The following is a 22,444-nucleotide window of genomic DNA, read 5'->3' as shown; positions in this document are numbered from 1 at the left end:
TAATTGCGCCCCTGCATTCCTAAATAAGCTAGACCCAGAGATATTGCTCATATCTGGTTGAGCAATCAGTAAAGGCACGCGCTCAGATTTGGCAAGTGACCAGTGCTTGTGGCTCAAGATAACACTCTGACCACAGAGATCAGTCCCTGCCCCCGACGAAAAGACCGAAAGGCTGCTGCGGCCCCCTGAGAGAGAGTGAACAGCGGATATCCAGGACATTTTCCAGGACTGTCCCGAAAATGCTGAAAATCGCCGATTTTCGCTCAGACTGAAAAGATGCAAATTATCACCAAACATGTTCTCATCACGGCTCCTTTCATGACGCCGCAGCAAAACCTTGAGTGATTTTTGTAAAGTTTGTTGGAATCTCTTTGCCAGTTTTCTCAGCTAGTGTCGAGCAATCTGACAAAGAGATAACTAAAGATTAAGGGCCACCGTTTGAGAGGGGCAGAGATCAGCGCAGTTTGCAGGCAATCCACTTTAAAACTGATAGGATCAAGCCAATTTGAAAATAGTCATTCGCGAGAGTAAAAATACTTAGTCAAATTTTTGACCCTTGCCAGATGTTATCGGAAGCCCACAAAACCTCGGGAAAACCAGATGATGGTGACCTGATTCCGATACAATGACTTTAAAAGTATTTTTTTAATGAATCGCTTTACAATCCTATGTCTTTGAAGGCTGACGAATCGACTTTTGAGGCTGAAGTGCTGGGATCACCTGTTCCCGTCCTCGTCCATTTTTGGGCTCCCTGGTGTGGTGTATGCCGCTTAGTTGAGCCGCTGCTGCTGAGCTTGCAAGATGAGTGGTTAAGCAATTTCCGGTTGGTAGATGTCAATGCTGATGAGAACTTCCGGTTGGCAAACCAGTATCGCTTGACCACATTACCCACGATTTTGCTGTTTCAGAATGGTGAGCTTTGCCACCGCATTGAGGGCATCAACAGCCGTGATGGACTCAAGGCTTCCTTAGCCAAGTATCTGAATGCTTGTAGTCATCAGCTTGTCGGCTTAGAACCCGCAATCAAAATTCAGCCTTACACCGAAGCTTAGGTCAGCATTGCCATCTCATTGGTCGAGACCGCTGACCGATGAGGGCAAATATCCTGCAATCAGAATGTCAGAGGCAATTGGCGTTAATGTGACATCGGTCAGGCCAATTGCCTCGTTCATTTTGCCAATGCCTAAGTCACCCACAGGGGTTGGGCAGTTCGTACCCCCGATAATTTTGGGGGCAATGAATGCGTAGACTTTTTGGACGCAGCTTTGCGCGATCGCCCTGGCCGCTAACTGGCCACCACATTCCCAGAGTACTGATCGCAGCCCCCGCCCTTGCAACACCTGTAATACTTCTCGCGGTTCTAAAGCGGGCAGTGTGATCACTTCTATCCCTTGCTGTGCGAGCTTTGCGGCGCGGCTGGCAGAATGCTGCTCACTGCAAAAGACCACTGTCTGAGCCGCTTCAACTTCCCAGAGATGGGCCTGCTCGGGCAAATCAAGCTGGCGACTCATCACCACTCGGAGGGGATTGCGATCGCTCTGCCCATGACTCGTTAACCGAGGATTATCGCGGCGCACGGTTTCTCCCCCAACAATCACCGCATCGCACTGGCTGCGCAGCCGATGCACCCAGGCCCGTGAGTCGGGACCCGTGACCCAGGCGCTGTGCCCCGTCAAGGCAGCAATCTTGCCGTCCAGCGTCATGGCATATTTCAAAATGCCAAAGGGCCGCTGCTGCAAAATGCTGTGGCAAAATGCTTCGTTCAACTGTTGACATGCGGCTTCATCGATGCCAACAGTCACCTCAATGCCAGCCTGTCGCAGCCGTTCAACGCCACCGCCTGCCACGCGCGGATCAGGGTCAATCATGCCCACAACGACTCGACGAATGCCCGCCGCCATAATGGCTTCGGTACAGGGGGGAGTCCGTCCGGTGTGGTTGCACGGTTCGAGGTTGACGTACAGAGTACTGCCGGAAGCGCGATCGCCCGCCGCTCTGAGGGCAAACACTTCGGCGTGGGGCTGTCCGGCACCGGGATGCCAACCCTCGCCCACGACTTCCCCATCCTTAACAATTACCGATCCGACTAGAGGATTGGGGGACGTTTTGCCGATTGCCTGTTGCGCCAGTTCACGGCAACGCTGCATCCAACGGTGATCGTCGGCTTGGTGGGCGATCGTCGACGACATGGCACAACCTTCAACCTTTATTCAACTGCATCGGCTAAACGCCGTGGTTGCTCAAAACTCAAGCAATTCGTGTGGCAATTCTCTCATCTGATGGGGAGTCCATTATGCGGAGTCGCCTACCGCCAGGGCTGGTAATTCCAGATATCGCAACTGTTGCCGACAGCCCAAATCCATACAGCAGAACAATTTTACTATGCCCTGACTCAACACCATAACATTGAGAGTAGCTTCATATCTGTAATCTTCTTTTAAGATTTTCTCTGGCGGCTGTGTTAAGTTGCGTAAACAGTGGGTGACTTGCCCTTTGTACTGTTGCCAACGTTTTGCAGGAATTCATGATGACTTCGACTACTTCAGCAGTGAAGACCTTTATCGCAGCGTACGACGGTCAATCCTTACTCGGTCAAGACCTGGAAAAGGCGACCGATCAGCTTTTTGCGAGTTTGCCATTTCGTGATTTGCTACTGGCTTTGATTAATGCGCCCGCCTTTGCACCAGAACTCGGACAAGAATTTGCCATGGCCGGGGCCATCACAGGGCTATCGGCTTGTCGGCGCTTGCGCAGCTGTTTGAATGGCTCTCTCAGTCACTTTTTTGGCCTCATGTCCGAACTCTTAGGCGCATTTGACATGTCGTCTGGGGTCTTATGGACTGAGATGGCAACGCAAATTCGTCGGTCCTCGCTCGGGCAAGAAAAGCTTCTGCAAGTGCTGGTTCATGGTTCTGCTGGGGAGTTTTACCGGCAACTGGCCGAGCATCTGGTGGAAGCAGATCCCCACGCCATTTATCCCACCTCTAGCTATCGTCAGAGTCAGGGCTTTGTGGTCAGCACCGATGACGATCAGACGGTCGAAGCGGTCATGACTTCCAGCACCTTTACCTCTATTCGCGTGTTGGAAAATGTGCTTGATCCGCAGCAAACTATTCTGCGCGACATGTACATCTCGGCGGGTCGCTGTGTCGCGCTGCTGGATCAAAACGTTGAGCGCTTTTATGGCGAACAGATTGAGCATTACTTTACCCATCACGATATTCAGTTGGACAAACTGGTGTATCGGGCGATGGAAGTCGATAAGGGCATTCACACCGTAGAGCGAATGCTGGGCGACTTTAAGCGCTTGGGCGTTTCGCGAAATGAGCCCGTGCTCATTGTCGGGGGTGGCGTTCTGACGGATACGGGCGGTTTAGCCTGCGCTTTGTATCACCGCAATACGCCCTACGTCATGCTATCCACTTCCATTGTGGCGGGCATTGATGCTGGCCCCTCGCCCCGCACCTGCTGCGACGGTTTTGGCTATAAAAATTTGTTTGGGGCTTACCACGCCCCGGTGCTGTCGATTACCGATCGCGCTTTTTTCAAGACTTTAAAGGAAGGGTGGTTGCGTCACGGCATTGCGGAAATCATCAAAATGGCGACGGTCAAGGATGCCGAGCTGTTTGCGTATTTAGAGCAGGCGGGACCTGAGCTCATCGCCACTCGCTTTGGCACGTTGGACTGTCCAGCCGATGCGCCCATTTGCGAACTGTCGCAGAAAATCCTCGGCGCAGCGATGCGCAGCTATGTCGAGGCGGAATACGACAATCTGTACGAAACCCATCAGTGCCGCCCCCACGCCTACGGTCATACCTGGTCGCCTGGGTTTGAAATTGCGGCGGGTTTGCTGCATGGTCACGCGGTCGCGATCGGCATGGGTTTTGGCGCTTACCTGAGCTATCGCCATGAGTGGATTAGTAAAGCCGATTTCCATCGCATTTTGAATTTGATTAACTCCTTTGGGCTCAGCCTGTGGAGTGATGTGCTGCTCGATCGCGACCTCATGTGGGAAGCCCAAGAAAAAATGGTGCAAAAGCGCGGAAATAATTTGGTGGCTCCGCTGCCAAAGGGCACGATTGGTCAGTGTGGCTACCTCAACGCCATGACCCAAGATGAGTTGATTATTGCCGTGTCGGAATATCAAGCCATCTGTGCGGAGTATCCCCGGGGTGGAGTGGGCATCGATCCGCTCTGTAGTGATGTGGGGCTGGAAGATCCTTCTACGGTGGCACATCACACTCCCGCGGCTGCCGAGATATTGTCGTCAGTGCAGGAGGCGATCGCGTAAGCCGATGTCAACGGAAATCTTTGACTGTGTCATTCCGCTCTTTAAAGTGCGGTGGAACACGCGGGCGGTGCTGGAGGGATTGACCCAGCACTACCAGCCCCGCACCATCCACATCATTACGCCCACAACCGAAGCGGCAGCTCTGCGCACTCAGGCCGCAAGCTGGCAGACCGCTCCGATTGTGGTGCACGAAGAGGAGCTGTTCTTTAGTCCCGTCGGCCTTTCCAAAGAAGCCATCTGCGCGGAGTTAGATTTAGGAGAATCTTTGTACACGCCAGGTTGGTTTTACCAGCAGCTTCTAAAGCTGGGGGCTTACGAGGGCATCCCTGACCTGAGCGAATGGTACTTAGTGTGGGATAGTGATTTGCTGCCAGTGGCTACCTGGCCAATTTTCCAAACAGTGGATGGGGCAACCAAACATACCTTTGCTCTGTTGCAAAGTAACCAAACGGGGAATGCCAAAATCGTGGATACCTGGGCCAATTGGATTCGCTCCGTCCTCAAGGTCGAGGCGATTATCGATGCAGCGGGAACATTTATTCCCCATCACATGTGGATGAAGCGATCGCACTTGCAGGCGATGGCCCAGCGGGTGCAAGCCTACTACGGTTCTGACGAACATTGGCTGAAGTTGATGATGCGATCGGCTAATGAGTTCGGCACCTACGGCGAATATTGGATCTATTCGTCCTGGGTAGCCGCGACGGCTCCTGATGATCTGGCATTCCACCCCTATGAAACCTATGGCGCAACCACAGAACGGTTCTTTGACGATGGCACCGGACTGTTTTCTGCGGCTTTAATGGAAACGCAAGCCGCGATCGACGCTCCGTTTTCACCGAGTTATGCCACCGTGTCGGCCTTTATTCAGCAAGCCTATGGCACTGATCCGTTGCCGTCTTCGCTGTCCTTTGAGAGCAGCCCTCGCCACCTCAAAAAAGATGAGAAGAACATGCATATTGAAGAGTCGCGATCGCGCTGGAATCCTCGCCGGGTAGCCACAGCGAGTTCTTAATCCCCGCTTCGAATCTGAGGCCTCATGAACAGGAAGGGATGGCTAATCAGCCGTCCCTTTTTGCTCAGCCCGGATCAGTCAAAGCTCGCACCACGCTCAACGGTAATTGGTGAACTGCAACGCCACTGGCCAGTCCGCAGACTTTAAGAGCTGAATGGCAGTTTGCAGATCATCTTTGGATTTGGCCGACACGCGCACCGCATCCCCTTGGATCGAGGCCTGCGCTTTTTTGACATTGTCACGGACAAATTTAGAAATGTCTTTGGCGATTTCTTTATCGATACCTTCCTTCAGCGTCACCACCTGCCGCACCCGCCCACCGCTTGCTGATTCGGCTTTGCCAAAGTCAAAAATCTTGAGCGATAAATTGCGTTTAGCCGCTTTGGTTTGCAAGATGGATTGCACCGATTGCAAGGTCATGTTGCTATCGGTTTCAAGCGTGATGGTGTTCTCGCTCAGATCAATCGCAGTTTTGCTGTCTTTGAGGTCATAGCGGTTGGTGATTTCGCGGCGCGCCTGATCGATCGCATTGACCAGTTCCTGGCGATCAAATTCGCTGACAACATCGAAAGAGTAGGTAGAGGCCATAAGCTCCAAACGGCTAACAACAAGCTAAGTGAAATGTTACGCGGGCGTGCAAGCAACGTCCTTAAAACCTATATCAATAATGCCGTTGGTTCAAACCTTTAGGCACAAAAAATTGCGTGAAGTGATGACTTACTCAGGGCAAGAAACATCGGTGGCAGATATTTCCTTTGGCCAGGAGCGATAAGGGGTCTTTGCCAGGTTGGAATTGTAATAGCGGGCGTCATGAGAAACTTCCGCTCCGGCCCAAGGTGGCAAATCAAAGATTTCGGTTTCACTTTCCAGCTCGACTTCGGCCATGACCAGACCGGCGTTGTCACCTAAAAATTCATCAATTTCCCATAAATGGCTACCGACGTTGATGCGATAGCGCCATTTTTCAATTAGGGGCGGCTGGCAGAGATCCGCAAGCATGGTCTCGGCATCGGCTAGCGGAATGTGATACTCAAACTCTTGGCGCGATACTCCGTTGGTCGGCCCTTTAATGGTGAGATAGCCGCGATCGCCCACCACCCGAGCCCGCACCGTCGTCCCATTTTGAGTGGGCACATAGCCTTGACGATACAGTGTGCCCTTGGCGTACTGGCGCCAGGCAACATCGGTCACCAAAAACTTACGCTCAATTTCTTGTGCCATTGCTGCTGCCCCGCACTAGACACGTTGATCATACCCCTCCCATCGTCCAGACTTTGCCAGTGTGGGTGTGCAAAAAGCTGAGAATTTCCACCGGAGTGGGCAGGGCGGCGATCGCGCCAGATTTCAGCGTCGTCAACGCCCCCATCGCGTTGGCCCAAATTAAGGCATCGGTGAGCTGCGCGACCGACTCAAACTGCCAATCATGCTGCAGGAGTTGATAGAGCATTCCGGCCAAAAAGGCATCACCCGCTCCCGTCGTTTCCACTGCCGGCACGGCGAACGCAGGCACGACAGCTCGATAACCACCCAATACAGCCTGGCAACCGCGATCGCCATCGGTCACTAGCCAATCAGCCTGAGGAAATTGCGCCTTCAGGCAGTCGATATCAGCGGTTTGCCATAGGGCGATCGCCTCATCAGCCGAAACTTTAATGACATCAGCCTGGCACAACCACGGCCTCAGTAAATCCATGGCAGTGGTTACATCCGGCCAAAATGTCGGTCGCCAATTCACATCAATAACTAACTTGCCGCCAGCCGCTTGGACTGTCGTTGCCGCCTGCCGCATAGCGGCTCTCGTGGTGGGATACGCCAACCCTAAAGTCCCCGTCACCAAGCAGGCCGCAGTGGATAGCGAAGTGAATGGCAACTGCGGAGCCGCCAGTTGTGTGTCCGCAAAATCGGTGGTTGCACCCCCTATGAACCCGCCAAAGGTGCGATCGCCCGCTGCCGTACAAGTCACCTCAACAATGCGCGTCGGGGCATCGCAATGTTGCAAGCCACCACAATCAACCGCTTGCTGCTGCAAGGTCTGAATTAAGTATTGTCCCTCGGCATCTCGACCCACGCCACCCACAAAACCCACTGGCAGACCCAAACGAGCCAGCGCTACCGCAACATTCGCGGGTGCCCCACCAGCATAGTTTTGGCGACGACCCAACGTATCTACCACCTGGTCGATCAGCACTTCCCCCAGGCAAATGACCAGACCGTCCTTATTCAGCACAGGCGCACCCAAACAGCAGCTACGACAGCTTAGGGCAATTTAATACACACGCCGCAAAACGTAATTACCCAACTCCACTAAAGCCTTCTGCGACTCTGACGCAGGCAAATCTTCTAGACAGGCGATCGCTTGCTGCACCTGTTGATTAGCAAGTTCCCGAGACTTGGCAATCCCTTCGCTCTGGTGAATCAAATCAAGCGCCTGCTCAAAATCGCTCGCTTCGGCAAACTCGCGTTCAATCAACCCTCTCAGATAGGGCTTCTCTTGAAGGGCAAACAGCACGGGTGCGGTCAGGTTGCCACTCTTCAAATCTGATCCGGCGGGTTTACCTAAGACCTCGCTAGAACCCGTGAAATCTAAAATATCATCAACAATTTGAAAGGCTAGCCCAAGAGAACGGCCATAGGCATATAAATTATCCAGCTGGTGATTCGGTAAACCACTCAAGACCCCGACGGACTTAGCACTATTCGCAATCAGCGACGCCGTCTTGTAATAGCTCTTGTCTAGATAAGCTTCTAAAGTCAAATCGGTATCAAACCGATTGAGTCCCTGCTGAATCTCCCCTTCTGCCAGATCCATAATCACTTCAGACAGCAACTTGACTACAGTCAAGTTATCCAAATTAGCCAGATACCAGGAAGACTGAGCGAACAAGAAATCACCCGCCAATACGGCCACCCGATTGCCAAAACTGCTGTGAACTGTCGGCACTCCCCGCCGCACATCCGATTCATCCACCACGTCATCATGCACGAGACTCGCCGTGTGAATCATCTCGGTAATCTCCGCCAAGCGGCGATGCTGCGGCAGGATATCAGTCCCCGTTGAAACAGCTCTGGCCAGCAGCAACACGATAGCTGGGCGAATGCGTTTGCCGCCTGCGCCAAAAAGATGCTCAGCAGCAGCGTACAGAATGGGATGCTTTGCACCGACCAGATTCTTCAAGTTTTCAACTAGAACTTGAAGATCGGACTCGACTGGCGCAAATAGAGATGTCACTGAAACCATGGATAAGCCGACCCAGGCGGAGGTTTACGAAATTTTACAGTTCTCAGTCTATTCTAAGGCAACCACACCAGCAGGTGGAAATCACAGCCATGAAAACTCTTAATAGGATGGTCGCCCTGGCACTCAATTCACCAAATAGCGGCACTTTGTGAATTGGAGCTAACGCTAGCGAGCCAGGGCCGAGAATGAGAAGTCAATCTCCTGACAGTCGGTTAATGACAAGGTGGTCGGATAGCTGGAGGACTGGGCAATTGGGATAGCCACCTGCACAAAGCAGAGCTTTTTATCGTGCTTTTGCCCCACGCTAGCGCGGCAGGCACTCTACTTAAGTCCTTTTGGGGCGCTAACCTATCCCATTTGAGGTGAAAAGTGGCGCTGAGAGACCCGGTTCACAGAGAACGCTGACGATGTGAGCCATCATGCCGCCGATCGCGGTCAATAGTCGCACACCGACAACCGTCATCCGCTGCAGCATTATTTGCTTGCAAAACTTAAATAAAAGTTAAGCAGTCGAGACATTTTCACAAAACATGCGAATCTCTTGACTGGAAAGGTCTGCAAGCACTCACAGGTGTGTTAGACTGTACACAAGTTTTGAAGCAAACCGAATAGTACTGCACTTCAATTTGTTGCTGGTTCTAGGAACCTGTTCAGTTGCAAAAATTGTTAAGCAGTTGTTGTTATCTCTTAGGAGTTCGTTGGCCTATCGCAAAGCAAGCGATTAGTTTTAGGTGCAAATGATTTTGTGATTGTTTTGGTTAACCTTCGGGAGACCAAAGCGGCTTAAGTAGTTTGCCCGATTCATACTGATCTCGTGTGTGCCGCGTGAAGCAGAAGAGCTATTGGAGCTGTAGCCGCAACTGTCTTGTCAGTCAGGCAGTGCTGTTTGTTGCCGCCGTTCACTCCACCTCCCTGCACACCACGATGAACTTCCTCCTGACGCCGACTACTTGGATTTTAATGCTTGCGATCGCTTATCTTTTCGTTGTCTATGGCCTACTTTGGTGGGCACAACGTTGGAGCAAATCAGGCAAACGACGGAGTATTTTTTAGGCCTAGATTCTTCTCAGGGGACTCAATGCGGCCGCAATGCAGCAATTTTGGCGATTGAGACAATTGCACTCCTCAGCTAGTACCCTAGTCGTTTTTTTATCGCTGCCAGGTAGTTTGGCTACCTGGCTTATTTTATGGCTGTAACCAGGGCCTTTATGTTCACGCATTATGTGGCAAAATACTGAACCGTGAGACTAACGCATCATTCGGTCTGACAGATCGCAACTCCACACATTAGCTGCACTTGAAATTAGAATGTTGCTTCATTGGCACGGTCCTAGATTATTATTTAACCCTCATTGACGTTAGTGAATGTAGCGAGGCATATCCGCTTTGATGCAGGCTAATAAATATTTGACAGTCTCAGTCTAATCGGATGTTTAGCCTTCCTAGATATCGTAATTTTGTTCCGCTTTATGATGGCCCTAATTCCCGTGTGTATCGGGCTGAAGCGATCGCGGACGCGCGGCCAGTTATCCTCAAGATTTTGAAGGCTGATTACCCGACGACAGAGCAACTGAAACGGTATCAGCAGGAATATCGGCTATGTAAAGAACTCAATTGTGCTGGGGTGATCAAAGCCTATCAGCTACAGACCTGGCGTAAGACCCTGGTCATTGCTTTTGAGGATTTTGGTGGCATTGACCTAGAGCAATGGCGATCGCAGCAGGCGGGGCCGGTGTCAATTGCGGCAGGCTTGGAAATCGGCCTCAAAATCGCCCAGGCTTTGGCAGAACTGCATCGCCACAATGTCATTCATAAGGATATTAATCCAGCAAATGTGGTGCTGCATCCGCCATCCATGCAACTCAAAATTATCGACTTGGGAATTTCGACCCAACTCAGCCGTGAAACGCTATCGCTGCGATCGCTGGAAGCGATCGAGGGCACCCCGGCTTATCTATCGCCAGAACAAACGGGTCGCATGAATCGTCCGCTGGACTATCGCACAGATTTTTACTCCCTGGGCGCCACCCTATACGACCTGTTGACCGGGCGACCGCCTTTTGTGGGGGCGGACTTGGCAGAAATGATTCATAGTCACTTGGCGCGTCCACCGTTGCGGCCAGAAGCGTTGAACGCTGAAATTCCGCCGATGGTGTCACGGTTGGTGTTGCGACTCCTCGCCAAAAATGCGGAGGAACGCTACTACAGTGCAGATGGCGTTGTGCATGACTTGCAGCAATGTCTGACGGCCTGGAATGCCGACGGGCAGATCCCGATGTTTGAACTAGGGCAGGCGGATTATCGCGATCGCTTACAAATTCCTGCCAAGTTATATGGTCGAGAAACCGAAGTCGCGGCGCTGTTGGCCGCGTGCGATCGCACCGCTCAACCCGATACGCCAGCTGAGTATGTATTAGTTTCGGGCTACTCGGGCATTGGCAAAACTGCCCTGGTGCAAGAAACTCACAAACTCATCACGGCCCAGCGGGGCAACTATACCAGTGGCAAGTTTGACCAACTGCAGCGCAATCTGCCCTACAGTGCATTGATTCAAGCCTTTACGACCCTAGTGCGACAATTGCTGACCCGCAGCGAAGCCGAGGTCGCACAGTGGCGCAGTCACCTGCAACAAGCCCTCACCCCCAATGCGGCGGTCTTAATCGAGATCATTCCAGACTTAGAGCTGATTCTCGGGCCACAACCCGCCGTCCCCACCTTAAGTGCCACCGCCGCCCAAAATCGACTCAACCGGGTGTTTGAGCAGTTTATCCGGGTGTTTAGTCAACCTGAGCGTCCACTGATTCTCTTTTTGGATGATTTGCAGTGGGCCGATAATGCCTCGCTCCAGCTCATCAAGGTGATTTTGCAAGCCGAGGCGCACCAAGCGCTGTTGCTCATTGGCGCGTATCGTGACAATGAAGTCGATGCGATGCATCCACTCCGACAAGTTATAGCGGAGCTCCAGCAAGCCCAAGTGCGGATGCAGGAGCTGCATTTGCAACCCCTAAAGTTTGAGCAGATTGGGCAGCTCTTGCATGACACCTTTCCGCAAACGCCGACGGCAGCGCGGGACGAATTGGCGCGTCTCCTGAAAGTTAAAACCGGCGGCAATCCATTCTTTATGGGGGAATTTTTGAAGTCGCTAGAGACGGCGGGGTTGATCACCTGCGATCGCCAGCAAGGCTGGCAGTGGCATTTAAGCGACATAGAAGCTGCCAACATGACGGATAACGTCGTAGCGCTGATGGTAAGCAAACTCCAGCAGTTACCTCCAGCTACCCAAGCGGCACTGCAAGTCGGGGCAGCGATCGGCAACCACTTTACGCTGCAACTATTGGCTGCTGTGCAGGCAGAGCCTTTATTCATCACGGCAGCTCACCTTTGGCAAGCCGCCCAAGCCGGGTTCATCATTCCTGAAAACGACAACTACAAGCTTTGGCAAGCGATCGCCGACAGTGACCTGACGTTACCCGCTGACCAGCAGCCCGCTGAAGTCAGCTATCGATTTTTGCACGATCGCGTGCAACAAGCCGCCTACTCGCTCATTGCCCCAGAGCAGCTAGCGACACTACACTGGCGCATTGGTCGCACCTGGCAGCAACAACTCACCCCCGACCAGCAGCAGGAATGTCTTTTTGACCTGCTAAATCATCTCAATTACGGATGGCAACAGTTACACGAACCGTCTGAGCGGTTAGCCCTCGCGCAGCTGAATCTTGCTGCGGGGCAAAAAGGAATAGCGGCCGCCGCCTACGGCCCGGCCTGGGGCTATCTCAATACTGGGCTGCAGTGCCTCGGCGAGCAGGGCTGGCAGCAGCAGTATGCGCTCACCCTGGCCTTGACCCAAGCCGCCGCCGAGGCCGCCTTTCTCAATGGCGACTTTGAGCAGATGGATCAGCTCATCACGACGGTCGTCAGTCACGCAAACGGCATTCTCGACTGCGTGCCCGTTTACACCGTGCAGATTCAGGCGTTAATGGCAAGGCATGAGTTGGCCGCCGCCGCCCAATTGGGAGTGCGGGTGCTGCGACAATTGGGGGTGCGACTACCGCAGCAGCCCAACCAAATCCAGATTTTGTGGGGGCTAGGACGAACCAAAATCGCCCTCTTAGGACAATCGCCCGAAGCGCTCGTTCAACTATCGACCATGCAAGCTCCAGAAGCGATCGCGGCCACACAGGTATTAGCCAGCATTGCTTCTGCCACTTACTTGGCAGTACCTAACTTATTCCCACTGACAGTCTTTAAACAGGTAGAACTCTCGGCGCGGCAGGGTAATTTGCCTGTTTCAGCCTTTTCATACGCCATGTACGGCATCATTTTGTGTGGCGTCATTGGCGACTTGAACGATGGCTATCAGTTTGGTCAATTGGCGATGGCCCTGCTCGATCGCTTTGAAACCCGAGCGATATCAGCCCGCACACTATTTGTCGTCAATGCTTTTATTCGTCACTGGCGAGAGCCCCTCTCCAGCACCCGACCAGAACTACAGCAAGGATTTCAGGTCGGGTGCGAAACCGGGGATTTGGAATACGCCAGCTTTTGCGGGCAAATGTCGATCATGCATCGTTTCTTCCTCGGGGAATCACTGCCTGAGCTGGCCCAATATACCGACAGGATGGCTACCAAAGTCCTGAAGTTTAAGAAGCAGCCCATTTATGAACTCATTCAACAATCGCGGCAGGTTATCCATGTTTTGACCGCGAATGGGGATGTGCCTTTGCGCCTGGAGGGGCCTTTTTATAACGCAGCGGAGCTGTTACCCCAACACCTTGAAGACGATTACCGCACAGCAATTTTTTATTTTTATAGCTACAAGCTCTTTTTACATTATCTGTTTGATCAGCCCCAGCAGGCCCTTGTGAGTGCTGATCAAGCCAAGCCTTACCTCAAAGCTGTCGTTGCTTTATACATTTCGGGTTGGTTCACTTTTTATGATGCCCTGGCCCGGCTAGAGCTTGCTGCCACGGCAAATCTAGCCCAGCGGCGATCGCTCCTGCGCACCGTGCGCCAACACCGTCGTCAGCTCAAACGTTGGGCCCAGTCAGCCCCCGCCAACTATAGTCATAAGCTGGCTCTGGTCGATGCCGAACTGCATCGTTTACAACGCCGACCCAGCGCGGCGGGTAAGACCTATGATCGAGCGATTGACTTGGCCCTACAACACGACTTTATTGCCGAGGCGGGCCTGGCTTGTGAGCGGGCGGCTCGATTTTATCTGGCCCGACAGCGTTTAATTGTGGCCCGCGCCTATTTTCAAGAAGCCGTGTATTTGTACCGCCAGTGGGGAGCTACGGCCAAAGTCGGCCAACTGGAAGCGAGCTTTGGCGAGCATCTTCAACTGGAGGGATCGATTGCCTCGTTCAAGCATCCTCAAACGCTGACATCGGGTCGTCAGCATTCCACCACCGGCAATCATCGCAGCGAAGACTTAGATCTGCTGACCGTCATTGAAACGGCCAAAACTATTGCCGAAGAGATTCATCTGGACCAGCTTTTGACCACCCTGATGCAGTTGCTGATTGAAAATGCTGGGGCCCAGCGCGGTCTATTGCTGTTTGAGGTTGATGGCCAATTAGCCATTGCCGCCAGCTATGAGGTGGCATCTGAACCGGTTGACTTGACCAGTGTCATGTTGACGGCAGCGAGCGATCGCCTCTCTACTGGCGTGGTGAACTATGTGGCGCGCACAGGCGACAACGTCGTGTTAAACGACGCGACTCAAGCCGACCAGTTTGAACAAGACCCTTACATCCAAACTCAGCAGCCGCGATCGCTGCTGTGTGCCCCCCTCCACCACCAAGGCAAATTAGCTGGCATTGTTTACCTGGAAAACAATTTGGTCGTCGGTGCATTTACGCCCCAACGCTTAGAGCTGGTGAATCTGATTTCCGCCCAGGCGGCGATCTCGCTCGACAATGCCCGGCTGTACGAACAGACACGCGAGAGTGAACGGCAGCTGATGCAATTTATTGAAGCGATGCCGATCGGAGTGGGCATTTTTCAAGGTAATGGCACGCCCCATTACATGAATCAGCAGGCCCAGATTTTGTTAAACGGGGCAGCAACTGATAAGGCTTCCGTAGAACCGTTAACCCAACTTTTTAAGGCACAGGTGCTCGCAACCGGCGATCGCTATCCCGCTGACAAGTTGCCTATTCACCAAGCGATGCGGGGCATCGCCAGTGCGGTGGATGATTTAGCCATTCGTGCGGGCGATCGCACCATTCCCATTGAGCTGCACAGCGCCCCGATCATGACCGAGGCGGGACAGCTCAAATATGTGATTGCCGTCTTTCAAGACATTACCGAACGCCAACGCGCCCAAAAGCTCTTGGCCGATTACTCTCATGAGTTGCAACAGGCCGTCCGGCAGCGCACCACCGAGTTAGCGCAAGAAGTGAAAGAACGTCAGCGGGCACAAGAGCAATTGTTGCTGGCCAATCAAGAGCTGCATCGGCTCGCGAATGTTGATGGCCTGACCCAAGTTTCCAATCGTCGTTCTTTTGACCAAAAACTAGACACTGAATGGCGACGCCTACAACGGACCCGAATGCCCCTCTCGCTAATTTTGTTTGATGTTGATTTCTTCAAGCGCTACAACGACGAGTATGGTCATCAAGCGGGCGATGCCTGCTTGGTGCGCTTGGCTCAGGCCGTTACCCAAGTCGTCAATCGATCGACAGATATGGTGGCCCGTTATGGCGGCGAAGAATTTGCCATTGTCTTACCTGAGACGACTGCCGCCGGGGCGATTGCGATCGCCAACAGAGTCCAGCAGGCCGTTGCGACCTTGGCCATCCCCCACAAACAGTCGGAGGTTGCGCCCTACGTCACTCTTAGCATGGGCATCGCCAGCCAGATTCCGGCAACCGACAGCACTCCCACAGACTTAATTGCACAAGCTGACGCAGCGCTCTATCAGGCCAAACGACAAGGACGCGATCGCTACTGCGTTTCTCCTCACACCGAGTCGGTTAATTGATCAATCTTCAAACCGCCGCATCAAATACGCCACACCAAAATCGCCCTCCGGATGGGCTTCCAGGAGTTGGGCCAGTTCAAAAACTTTGCTCGCAATTTCTGATCCTAATTTGTCAATGGTGGCGGCTTTTTCCCGCGCCGCAAAGTCCAGCGCTTTCACCTTGCTCTGCCACGGGTCGCTAAAGATATAGTCCAAATGCTCATCTAATCGCAGCTGTTGCAACACCGCCCATTCACCGCGATCGCACCAATAGCCGCGACAATTGGGACACCGCTCCACAAAAAATGGCGTCCCCGCAAGCTGTACCCGCCCCCGCACTAAATAGTTCTTGCAGTCAGGACAGAGCGCCGCCCGATTATCCAGCGATGAGGGTTGAAAGTCGATCGCCGCTTGACTCGGCACCACCGCCACCTCAGGCTCAGCGTCACGCTCAATGCCACGCTGAGTTTGCCACTCGGCATAGCTTTCAGGCCGAATCCACGCGCCATCACAGTCCGGACAACATAGGGCCGGCAGCTCACCCGACAACATCCCATCATTGAGATCGACCTTCAGTTCCTTCGGACACTTCACCATAACCAGACATCAAAACCGACAAAGCAGTTCTATTAAACCACTACATCACCCTGACATGGCCTGCCTTCAGCTATCGGTGAATTTGCCAATTTAAGAATTTACTGATCGGCGATCGCTAGAAAATCGTCAATGCCCACTAGTCAAAATGTCGATTGCTGGCAATCCCTCCGACTCGACCGCAGCTGTCGCGATACCACTCTCACGTCTTACTGGTTAATCTTCTGCTGCAATCACTGGCAAAATTCGGAGAATCTTATATCACGGTGTCCCGGTCATTTACTCCGCGACCTCAGCACTCAGGGGATTCAAGCTGCCCAGATAACCAGTCACAATGCGACTCCCATCAGGCAAGATGTGAATTTCTATTTGATCGCTGGCCCAGTTCAAGCGATCGCGCATCGCTTCATTGAAAATGCGCACTTTTTGATTGCGGGACGACACTAGGGAAGTAGGGTCGTTAATCGCCTGCGATTCCACATAGGGGCCATCAATCAAGAGGTCCAGTTCCTGCAACAGATCGTGGGCACCCGCCGGAGCGCGATCGCTCTGCAACTCGTCCAGAGTAAATCCGCTAAACGACATGACGTTGAGACCGTGTGCCTTGACCTGACGCGCCACCTCCGCTAACGCTGTCGCCTGCCAAAACGGTTCACCCCCTGAAAATGTAACTCCCTCATGGCTGGGCTCACTCAAAATCAGTTCGACCACCTGGTCAATGGACACGAGCTGATTAATTTCAAACTCCCACGAAGCCGGATTAAAACAGCTACCGCAGGCCCGCGCACATCCCTGCACCCACACTACTGCCCGACAGCCTGGGCCATTCACCTCCGACTTCTTGATCGTTCCCATCAGATTGAGATGCCTGGAAGGAATCAAATTTCGAGACAAATATGGATGGCTTGTTGTGGTGGATAAAGACATAAATTCACCTTTACCGATAGGGTTTAGCGGCTCAAAGATTACTCCAGCACAAATTCAAATGTGGGACCAGCATGGTGCAATCTATGCGTCGGCTATCCTGCTATTTTCCTAATCAAATGAATGACTTGTGCGAGAACAGCAAAGATTCTCAATCCAATCGGAAAGCGGCAGTTTTGACGAATAGTTCCCCCCTGAGAAATCCGCAGAAGCGACCTCCCAGATTGAGAATCTTTAGAATTGATTGACAACAATTAGTCATAAAAAATGGGCGACCCTGCATAACAGAGCCGCCCAAAATATCTGGGAACGCAATTTAGCTTACTGAAGCACCAACTTGACGTTAGCGTTTTGCAAGCCAGGACGCTTGACTTCGGCCAAGGTCTTGTTAACTGCGTACTTCTGGTTGATCGAGTTGATCAGTTCAGTCTGGTTGTGCTTTTTAGCAACACCCCAGAGGTCAGCGATGAGATCAAAGCTGCCATCAGCATTGCGAGACCAGCCGAGATCGTATTCGCCTTCGAGAACAGCAACGATGTCGGCACGAACGCGCTGACCGTTGTAACCCCGGACATCAGCTTCGGTCTTCACCGAAATGCCGAGATCGCAGAGGGACTGCTTGAGAACTGCAGCATCGGTCACTTTCGTGCGCAAGGTGCTGAAGTGAGACATGGTGTTTCCTCCTGGAGAGAACTTGAGAGAGACAACGAGGTTTGAGAGAGATGAAGACGGACAGGGGATGAATCCCTAATCAACCTTCGAGGTAATTGCTAGCAAAATGCTAGCCTTTTTCTCTGACGAAGCAGAGAAAAAGCCTTAAAACTCCATACGCTGATATTCAGCGACGGAGGCTGCAGCTGGCCGAGCCCGCTGACGTGCCCAATCGCGCAGGGCAGTCACTTGCTCATTCATCGTCTTCGACAGGGGCATCGTCGACCGAATCGCAGCAATAATATCGAGTTGGGTAAACTCTCGGTCTTGAGCAAAGGCTTCATACATCGCTGAAATGATGCCCTGCTCAATTTCTGCGCCCGAGAACCCATCACAAACTTTGACTAACTGAGGCAGATCGAACCGCTCAATGTCGCGGCGTCGCTTCTGCAAATGAATCTTGAAAATCTCTTGACGTTCTTCTTCGTTCGGCAAATCGACAAAGAAAATTTCGTCGAATCGTCCTTTCCGAAGAAATTCACCGGGCAATCGCTCTACTCGGTTGGCGGTTGCCATGACGAAAACTGGGGAAGTTTTTTCCTGCATCCAAGTCAGGAACGTTCCAAAGATGCGGCTTGAGGTACCGCCATCGGAATCTGATGAACCTGAACTGCCAGCAAAGGCTTTATCAATTTCGTCGATAAAGAGAATGGCTGGAGAAATTGATTCAGCCGTGCGCAAAGCGTTGCGTAAGTTAGCTTCTGAACGACCCACTGTAGAGCCGTCGTAAACTCGCCCTAAGTCCAATCGCAACAAGGGCAGTCCCCACAAACGCGATGTGGTTTTGGCAATCAACGACTTGCCGCAGCCTGGAACCCCGAGAATCAACATGCCTTTTGGCTGGGGCAGCCCATACTCTCGTGCCCGCTCGGTAAAAGCGTTAGAACGCTGGGTCAGCCAATGCTTCAGTTCTTCCAAACCACCGACGGAATTGATGGTTTCATCGACTTCCATGAACTCCAGGATGCCATTGCGACGAATGAGTTGCTTCTTTTCCGTCAAGACAATATCGACTTCACCTTCGGTGAGTTTGCCAGCTGACACCCGAGCCTTACGATAGACTTTTTCAGCTTCGTCTCGCGTCAGGCCGAGAGCTGCTTTCAAGAGCTTCTCACGCACCTCAGTTGTAATTCGAGATGACTTAGCAACATCCAGTTCACTACTCAGAACTGTGTTCAGCTCGGCCATCGTGGGCGGCGGGAAGTCAAGGACAACAACTTCCTTTTCGAGTTCGACAGGGATTTCCTGAATTGGCGACATCAAGATGATGGTCTTCTGTGCTTCTTTGAAGCTTGCGATCGCATCCCTTAAACAACGGGTCACTGCCGGCGAGTCCTTGAATGGATGCAAATCCTTAAATATGTAGATTCCCGGTTCGCGCTGCCGCATGACCCACTCAATGGCAGCTTCGGGTGATACGGTGCTGTTGTGCTGAGTGACGTTACGCGGCTGACCATACTCGACGATGCCGTGAGTCATTGTCCACGTAAAAATCCGTCGCTGTGGCCGCAATTGCTGAGCTACGCTCGAAACCGCCTGCTCCGCTCGCTCTTCCTCGAAAGTCACCAAGTAAACGAGGGGATATTGCGCCTGTACGAGTATGTTGAGATCTTCTCTCATGACTTCTTCCTGACACTACATTCGCCTGAAAAACGGCGAAACATCAACACAAAGCGCGAACAAAACCCCTATAAACAGGGCCACTAACCTAGCAGTGAACTAACTGACCTTCTTCAGGACGTGAACCGCCCGCAATCACATCAGAAACTCCGACCGTCAATTCGTCATCCGACGACGACCCAGCCACTTCTTTAACCGACATCAACTCACCATCTCTGACCACAACCGCATCAGAACAGCTGGGACAGCTATAAGTTCGATAAGTGCTACCGTGGCTTCCAACTTCTTCTACAACATCAGAATGTGACAAATAAAACTGGAGCGCCTTCTCAGCGAGGGAAGACATCGGCTCACCATCAACAGCCGAACGAATTTTCAATTGACGATGCAAATCTGATGTGAGGTAGAGCGTAACTTTAGTAGCTTTTTGCTGGTCTTCCATGTCGCATTCCAACTGACGTGACCCGGGTATGGATGACAAGGTAGCGACAATTCACCGGGACTGTCAAGACAGAATGCTGGCATGACGTCATTTTGTTTACATTGCGCAACAATCAGAGTGGTTCTCAAGTTTGGATTGTGGGTTCTTCGCCCTATTCAGCAAGGCTTTGAGGTCATTTACTCGCCATTGATATGGCTGATTAAGAACCATTGCTATCTGTAATCAAATGCAATACTACGGTTTGGCTGGCGGCAGCGATCGCTGACATGGGTAAAGATGGATAGCGCAGATTTGATGATGGCGCGATAACGATGTCTACGGCATGTTGAGAACATTAAGCTGAAGCGATGACAAAGAATCGACAGTGTCAAATCTCCATCCCTCAGAATGACCATGCTCAGCCCCCGGACTAGTTCAGAACTGTCGGGTAGCCTTGATGTCAGAAATAATAATCCAGGGGGCTGTCGAAAAAGGGGGACTCGGGGGGCAAATCAATGTTAGCCAAAGCCCTGAGCGCGGCGCGACACTTGCCATAATGCGACTTCGCCACCACTGCCTCCAGCCAATAAGCGATCGCCTGTCGGTGACCAAGCAAGGGTTGAAACACCCGTAGAAAATGTTTTAAGCGACTGATCGAGCTTGCGTCCCTCACGCCACAGCGCTATGCGGCCATCCTGACCAGCGGATGCTAACAGCAGTGAATCGGGCTGAAAAGCGATCTCGTTCACGCGCTCTTGGTGGTGTTGCAAAACCTGGGACTGCCAACCGCCTTTTTTGACCTGTTTGCCCCGCTCCCAAATAGTGATGCCCTCTACGCAAGCGGCAGCCACTAACGGCGACCCTGAAGCGGTATTCGGCATTGACCAGGTAATTTGTCTAACTTTGCCTGGGAACCCCTGCATCAGCCATGGAGGCGGGCTGCCCCATTCGGCAACCGTAAGGGTGCGATCAAGGTTGCCTGAACCAAGATAGCGACCATCGGCTGACCAGGCGCAAAACAAACTGGCCCCAGGTACTTCCACCACAGTTGGCCCAGCACTCCAATCAGACTGTGACCAGACTTTGATACCCCCGTGCCCGCTCGCTGCCAGGCGATCATCTTGGGGATGCCAGTCTAAATGCAGAACTGATGACGCTTCAAAATCGAGGGTTGCGATCGCACTCTCCTCTTTCGCGTCCCAGATATGCACAGTTGAGCCAACTCCATAGGCCAAGATAGGGCGCGTGGGATGCCAAGCCAAGGTGTCAATCCAGGCGCCTTCATAAGTCTCAAGAACTTTGCGTTCATGGGTTTGCTCTCGCCATAAACAGAGCTCACCCGCTTGGCCGCCCCAAGCCCAAAAGTCACCCTGGGCTGAGCAACCCAGGCAATTGACCGCTTGCTCCTGAGCCGATTGCAGTGGCGTAGCTGTCCCCGTAGCCGCAAACAATACCACTTCACCCGCGGCGGTTGCAGCCGCTGCTTGGTCGCCAACGGACGACCACTGCAAGGCGGTGACATAATCTGACAAAGCATGTTGCCATTGAGGCGTCAGTTGCAGTTTTGCTGTCTTCACGCCAAACACGCCCGAAATCCTTGGCGAATTTCTGCTTCATCCAAGTTGCGGCCAATGAAGACCATCTCGCTGCGGCGGGTTTCATCTGGTTTCCAGGGGCGATCGCCACGTCCGTCAAAAATCATGTGGACGCCCTGAAACACAAAGCGATCATTCTCCCCAGCCAGATTCAAAATCCCCTTAGTGCGAAAGATATCGGGCCCTTTGGTTTGGAGTAATTCGCTGACCCAGGCGCTAAGTTTTTCGCTATCGAGCGGCTTTTCTTCCACAATGGCGAAAGAATACACCTCGTCGTCGTGCTCGTGGGCGTCTTCATTCAGGAAGTCTGGGTCAACCTCTAAAGCACGATCTAAATCAAACGCTTTAACGCCAATGACTGACTCGATGTCTAACTCAGAGTTTTGGGTGCGATAGATTTTGACCATCGCATTCATTTCTTTGATGCGTCGCTCCAGTTCATTCAACTCTGCTTCAGTCACCAAGTCGATTTTGTTCAGCAAAATCACATCGGCAAAGGCAATTTGCTCCTGGGCTTCGTCACTCTCCCAGTGCTGGGCAATGTGCTTGGCATCAACGACGGTGACTACCGCATCCAAGTTCAGCTGCGTTTGGATGTCTTCATCCACAAAGAAGGTCTGAATGACCGGAGCCGGATCGGCAAGCCCCGTTGTTTCAATCACTAGATGGTCAAATTTGTCCCGACGCTGCATCAAGTTGCCGATAATGCGGATCAGGTCGCCCCGCACTGTGCAGCAAATACAGCCATTATTCATCTCAAAAATTTCTTCGTCGGCGTCGATTACCAGTTGGTTATCAATCCCCACTTCGCCGAACTCGTTCACAATGACCGCAACCTTTTTGCCATGCTCGTAAGTCAAGATGCGGTTGAGCAGAGTGGTCTTGCCAGCGCCTAAGTAACCGGTCAAAACGGTTACTGGCACACCTGCCGTTGCTGTCGTCACCATGGTGTCTTCTTACCTTCAAACATAAAATCTCAGGGACGTTTGGCATTATCTAGGTCGCCGTTTCCTTGAGAAAGTTCGTAGTGAACATTACAGCTCACGAGTTCGCTCCATCCTCCTCTGAGGA

General features: G+C 52.4%; 16 protein-coding genes. 4 read left to right on the top strand and 12 right to left on the bottom strand.

Features of this window, described 5'->3' with window-relative positions; genetic code table 11:
- Nucleotides 1–668: 668 nt before the first annotated feature.
- A complete protein-coding gene (locus DYY88_RS08230) occupies nt 669–1,052 on the top strand; it encodes a thioredoxin family protein (protein ID WP_044151360.1) in 384 nt (127 codons plus the stop codon).
- Between the two features lie 15 nt (nt 1,053–1,067).
- Here DYY88_RS08230 and ribD read toward each other — a convergent pair whose 3' ends face one another.
- Nucleotides 1,068–2,189 (bottom strand): bifunctional diaminohydroxyphosphoribosylaminopyrimidine deaminase/5-amino-6-(5-phosphoribosylamino)uracil reductase RibD, encoded by a 1,122-nt coding sequence (gene ribD, locus DYY88_RS08225; RefSeq protein ID WP_039728533.1) that lies wholly within the window; start codon nt 2,187–2,189, stop codon nt 1,068–1,070.
- A gap of 338 nt (nt 2,190–2,527) precedes the next feature.
- Between ribD and DYY88_RS08220 the strand changes: the two genes are divergently transcribed.
- Both DYY88_RS08220 and DYY88_RS08215 read left to right on the top strand, forming a co-directional pair.
- Nucleotides 2,528–4,291, top strand: a complete 1,764-nt coding sequence (locus tag DYY88_RS08220) for a sedoheptulose 7-phosphate cyclase (RefSeq protein ID WP_039730273.1) — start codon at nt 2,528–2,530, stop codon at nt 4,289–4,291.
- 4 nt (nt 4,292–4,295) lie between these two features.
- The gene (locus tag DYY88_RS08215) at nt 4,296–5,306 is read left to right on the top strand and encodes a DUF6492 family protein (RefSeq protein ID WP_039728535.1); all 1,011 of its coding nucleotides are present in this window, start codon (nt 4,296–4,298) and stop codon (nt 5,304–5,306) included.
- A 96-nt stretch (nt 5,307–5,402) separates the two neighbouring features.
- On the opposite strand, the gene DYY88_RS08210 is transcribed toward DYY88_RS08215, so the two are convergent.
- From DYY88_RS08210 to sds, 4 genes are all read right to left on the bottom strand, one after another.
- Entirely contained in the window at nt 5,403–5,894 is a 492-nt protein-coding gene (locus tag DYY88_RS08210) for a YajQ family cyclic di-GMP-binding protein (protein WP_039728536.1), read from the bottom strand.
- 129 nt (nt 5,895–6,023) lie between these two features.
- The gene (locus tag DYY88_RS08205; RefSeq protein WP_039728537.1) at nt 6,024–6,527 is read right to left on the bottom strand and encodes a CYTH domain-containing protein; all 504 of its coding nucleotides are present in this window, start codon (nt 6,525–6,527) and stop codon (nt 6,024–6,026) included.
- A 28-nt stretch (nt 6,528–6,555) separates the two neighbouring features.
- Nucleotides 6,556–7,533 carry a carbohydrate kinase family protein gene (locus DYY88_RS08200; RefSeq protein WP_160299592.1) on the bottom strand — a complete coding sequence of 326 codons (978 nt, stop codon included), beginning with the start codon at nt 7,531–7,533 and terminating at the stop codon, nt 6,556–6,558.
- Between the two features lie 39 nt (nt 7,534–7,572).
- Nucleotides 7,573–8,544: a solanesyl diphosphate synthase gene (gene sds, locus DYY88_RS08195; protein WP_039728538.1), complete on the bottom strand. Its 972-nt coding sequence runs from the start codon at nt 8,542–8,544 to the stop codon at nt 7,573–7,575.
- Between the two features lie 1,429 nt (nt 8,545–9,973).
- Here sds and DYY88_RS08190 point away from each other — a divergent pair.
- Nucleotides 9,974–15,529, top strand: coding sequence for a diguanylate cyclase domain-containing protein (locus DYY88_RS08190; RefSeq protein ID WP_084607145.1), 5,556 nt, complete (start codon nt 9,974–9,976; stop codon nt 15,527–15,529).
- Here DYY88_RS08190 and DYY88_RS08185 read toward each other — a convergent pair whose 3' ends face one another.
- The 7 genes from DYY88_RS08185 to DYY88_RS08155 all read right to left on the bottom strand — a co-directional run bounded on the left by DYY88_RS08185 (nt 15,530) and on the right by DYY88_RS08155 (nt 22,320).
- Complete coding sequence (locus tag DYY88_RS08185) at nt 15,530–16,105, bottom strand: TFIIB-type zinc ribbon-containing protein (RefSeq protein WP_052288580.1); 576 nt, start codon at nt 16,103–16,105, stop codon at nt 15,530–15,532.
- 276 nt (nt 16,106–16,381) lie between these two features.
- A complete protein-coding gene (locus DYY88_RS08180; protein WP_236146386.1) occupies nt 16,382–16,957 on the bottom strand; it encodes a 4Fe-4S single cluster domain-containing protein in 576 nt (191 codons plus the stop codon).
- Between the two features lie 390 nt (nt 16,958–17,347).
- Complete coding sequence (locus DYY88_RS08175; RefSeq protein ID WP_039728542.1) at nt 17,348–17,698, bottom strand: DUF1257 domain-containing protein; 351 nt, start codon at nt 17,696–17,698, stop codon at nt 17,348–17,350.
- Nucleotides 17,699–17,842: 144 nt separating this feature from the next.
- On the bottom strand, nt 17,843–19,357 hold the full coding sequence (gene ycf46 / locus DYY88_RS08170) for a stress-responsive protein Ycf46 (RefSeq protein ID WP_039728544.1): 1,515 nt from the start codon (nt 19,355–19,357) through the stop codon (nt 17,843–17,845).
- A gap of 88 nt (nt 19,358–19,445) precedes the next feature.
- Nucleotides 19,446–19,799 carry a slr0373 family blue light stress response protein gene (locus tag DYY88_RS08165; protein WP_039728549.1) on the bottom strand — a complete coding sequence of 118 codons (354 nt, stop codon included), beginning with the start codon at nt 19,797–19,799 and terminating at the stop codon, nt 19,446–19,448.
- A 497-nt stretch (nt 19,800–20,296) separates the two neighbouring features.
- On the bottom strand, nt 20,297–21,355 hold the full coding sequence (locus DYY88_RS08160; protein ID WP_052288700.1) for a WD40 repeat domain-containing protein: 1,059 nt from the start codon (nt 21,353–21,355) through the stop codon (nt 20,297–20,299).
- The gene (locus DYY88_RS08155) at nt 21,352–22,320 is read right to left on the bottom strand and encodes a CobW family GTP-binding protein (RefSeq protein WP_039728550.1); all 969 of its coding nucleotides are present in this window, start codon (nt 22,318–22,320) and stop codon (nt 21,352–21,354) included. Before DYY88_RS08155 ends, DYY88_RS08160 begins: the two co-directional genes overlap by 4 nt.
- Nucleotides 22,321–22,444: the final 124 nt, after the last annotated feature.

Origin of the sequence: Leptolyngbya iicbica LK, assembly GCF_004212215.1 — a bacterium.
Taxonomy (GTDB): domain Bacteria; phylum Cyanobacteriota; class Cyanobacteriia; order Phormidesmidales; family Phormidesmidaceae; genus Halomicronema; species Halomicronema iicbica.
The sequence above is the reverse complement of the archived record's forward strand: the minus strand, read 5'-3'. Positions and strand labels throughout refer to the sequence as shown.

Bases quoted from the DNA above. Each gene is read 5' to 3' on its own strand.
- DYY88_RS08230 (WP_044151360.1), top strand. From the start codon at position 669: ATGTCTTTGAAGGCTGACGAATCGACTTTTGAGGCTGAAGTGCTGGGA.
- ribD (WP_039728533.1), bottom strand. From the start codon at position 2,189: ATGTCGTCGACGATCGCCCACCAAGCCGACGATCACCGTTGGATGCAG.
- DYY88_RS08220 (WP_039730273.1), top strand. From the start codon at position 2,528: ATGACTTCGACTACTTCAGCAGTGAAGACCTTTATCGCAGCGTACGAC.
- DYY88_RS08215 (WP_039728535.1), top strand. From the start codon at position 4,296: ATGTCAACGGAAATCTTTGACTGTGTCATTCCGCTCTTTAAAGTGCGG.
- DYY88_RS08210 (WP_039728536.1), bottom strand. From the start codon at position 5,894: ATGGCCTCTACCTACTCTTTCGATGTTGTCAGCGAATTTGATCGCCAG.
- DYY88_RS08205 (WP_039728537.1), bottom strand. From the start codon at position 6,527: ATGGCACAAGAAATTGAGCGTAAGTTTTTGGTGACCGATGTTGCCTGG.
- sds (WP_039728538.1), bottom strand. From the start codon at position 8,544: ATGGTTTCAGTGACATCTCTATTTGCGCCAGTCGAGTCCGATCTTCAA.
- DYY88_RS08190 (WP_084607145.1), top strand. From the start codon at position 9,974: ATGTTTAGCCTTCCTAGATATCGTAATTTTGTTCCGCTTTATGATGGC.
- DYY88_RS08185 (WP_052288580.1), bottom strand. From the start codon at position 16,105: ATGGTGAAGTGTCCGAAGGAACTGAAGGTCGATCTCAATGATGGGATG.
- DYY88_RS08180 (WP_236146386.1), bottom strand. From the start codon at position 16,957: ATGGGAACGATCAAGAAGTCGGAGGTGAATGGCCCAGGCTGTCGGGCA.
- DYY88_RS08175 (WP_039728542.1), bottom strand. From the start codon at position 17,698: ATGTCTCACTTCAGCACCTTGCGCACGAAAGTGACCGATGCTGCAGTT.
- ycf46 (WP_039728544.1), bottom strand. From the start codon at position 19,357: ATGAGAGAAGATCTCAACATACTCGTACAGGCGCAATATCCCCTCGTT.
- DYY88_RS08165 (WP_039728549.1), bottom strand. From the start codon at position 19,799: ATGGAAGACCAGCAAAAAGCTACTAAAGTTACGCTCTACCTCACATCA.
- DYY88_RS08155 (WP_039728550.1), bottom strand. From the start codon at position 22,320: ATGGTGACGACAGCAACGGCAGGTGTGCCAGTAACCGTTTTGACCGGT.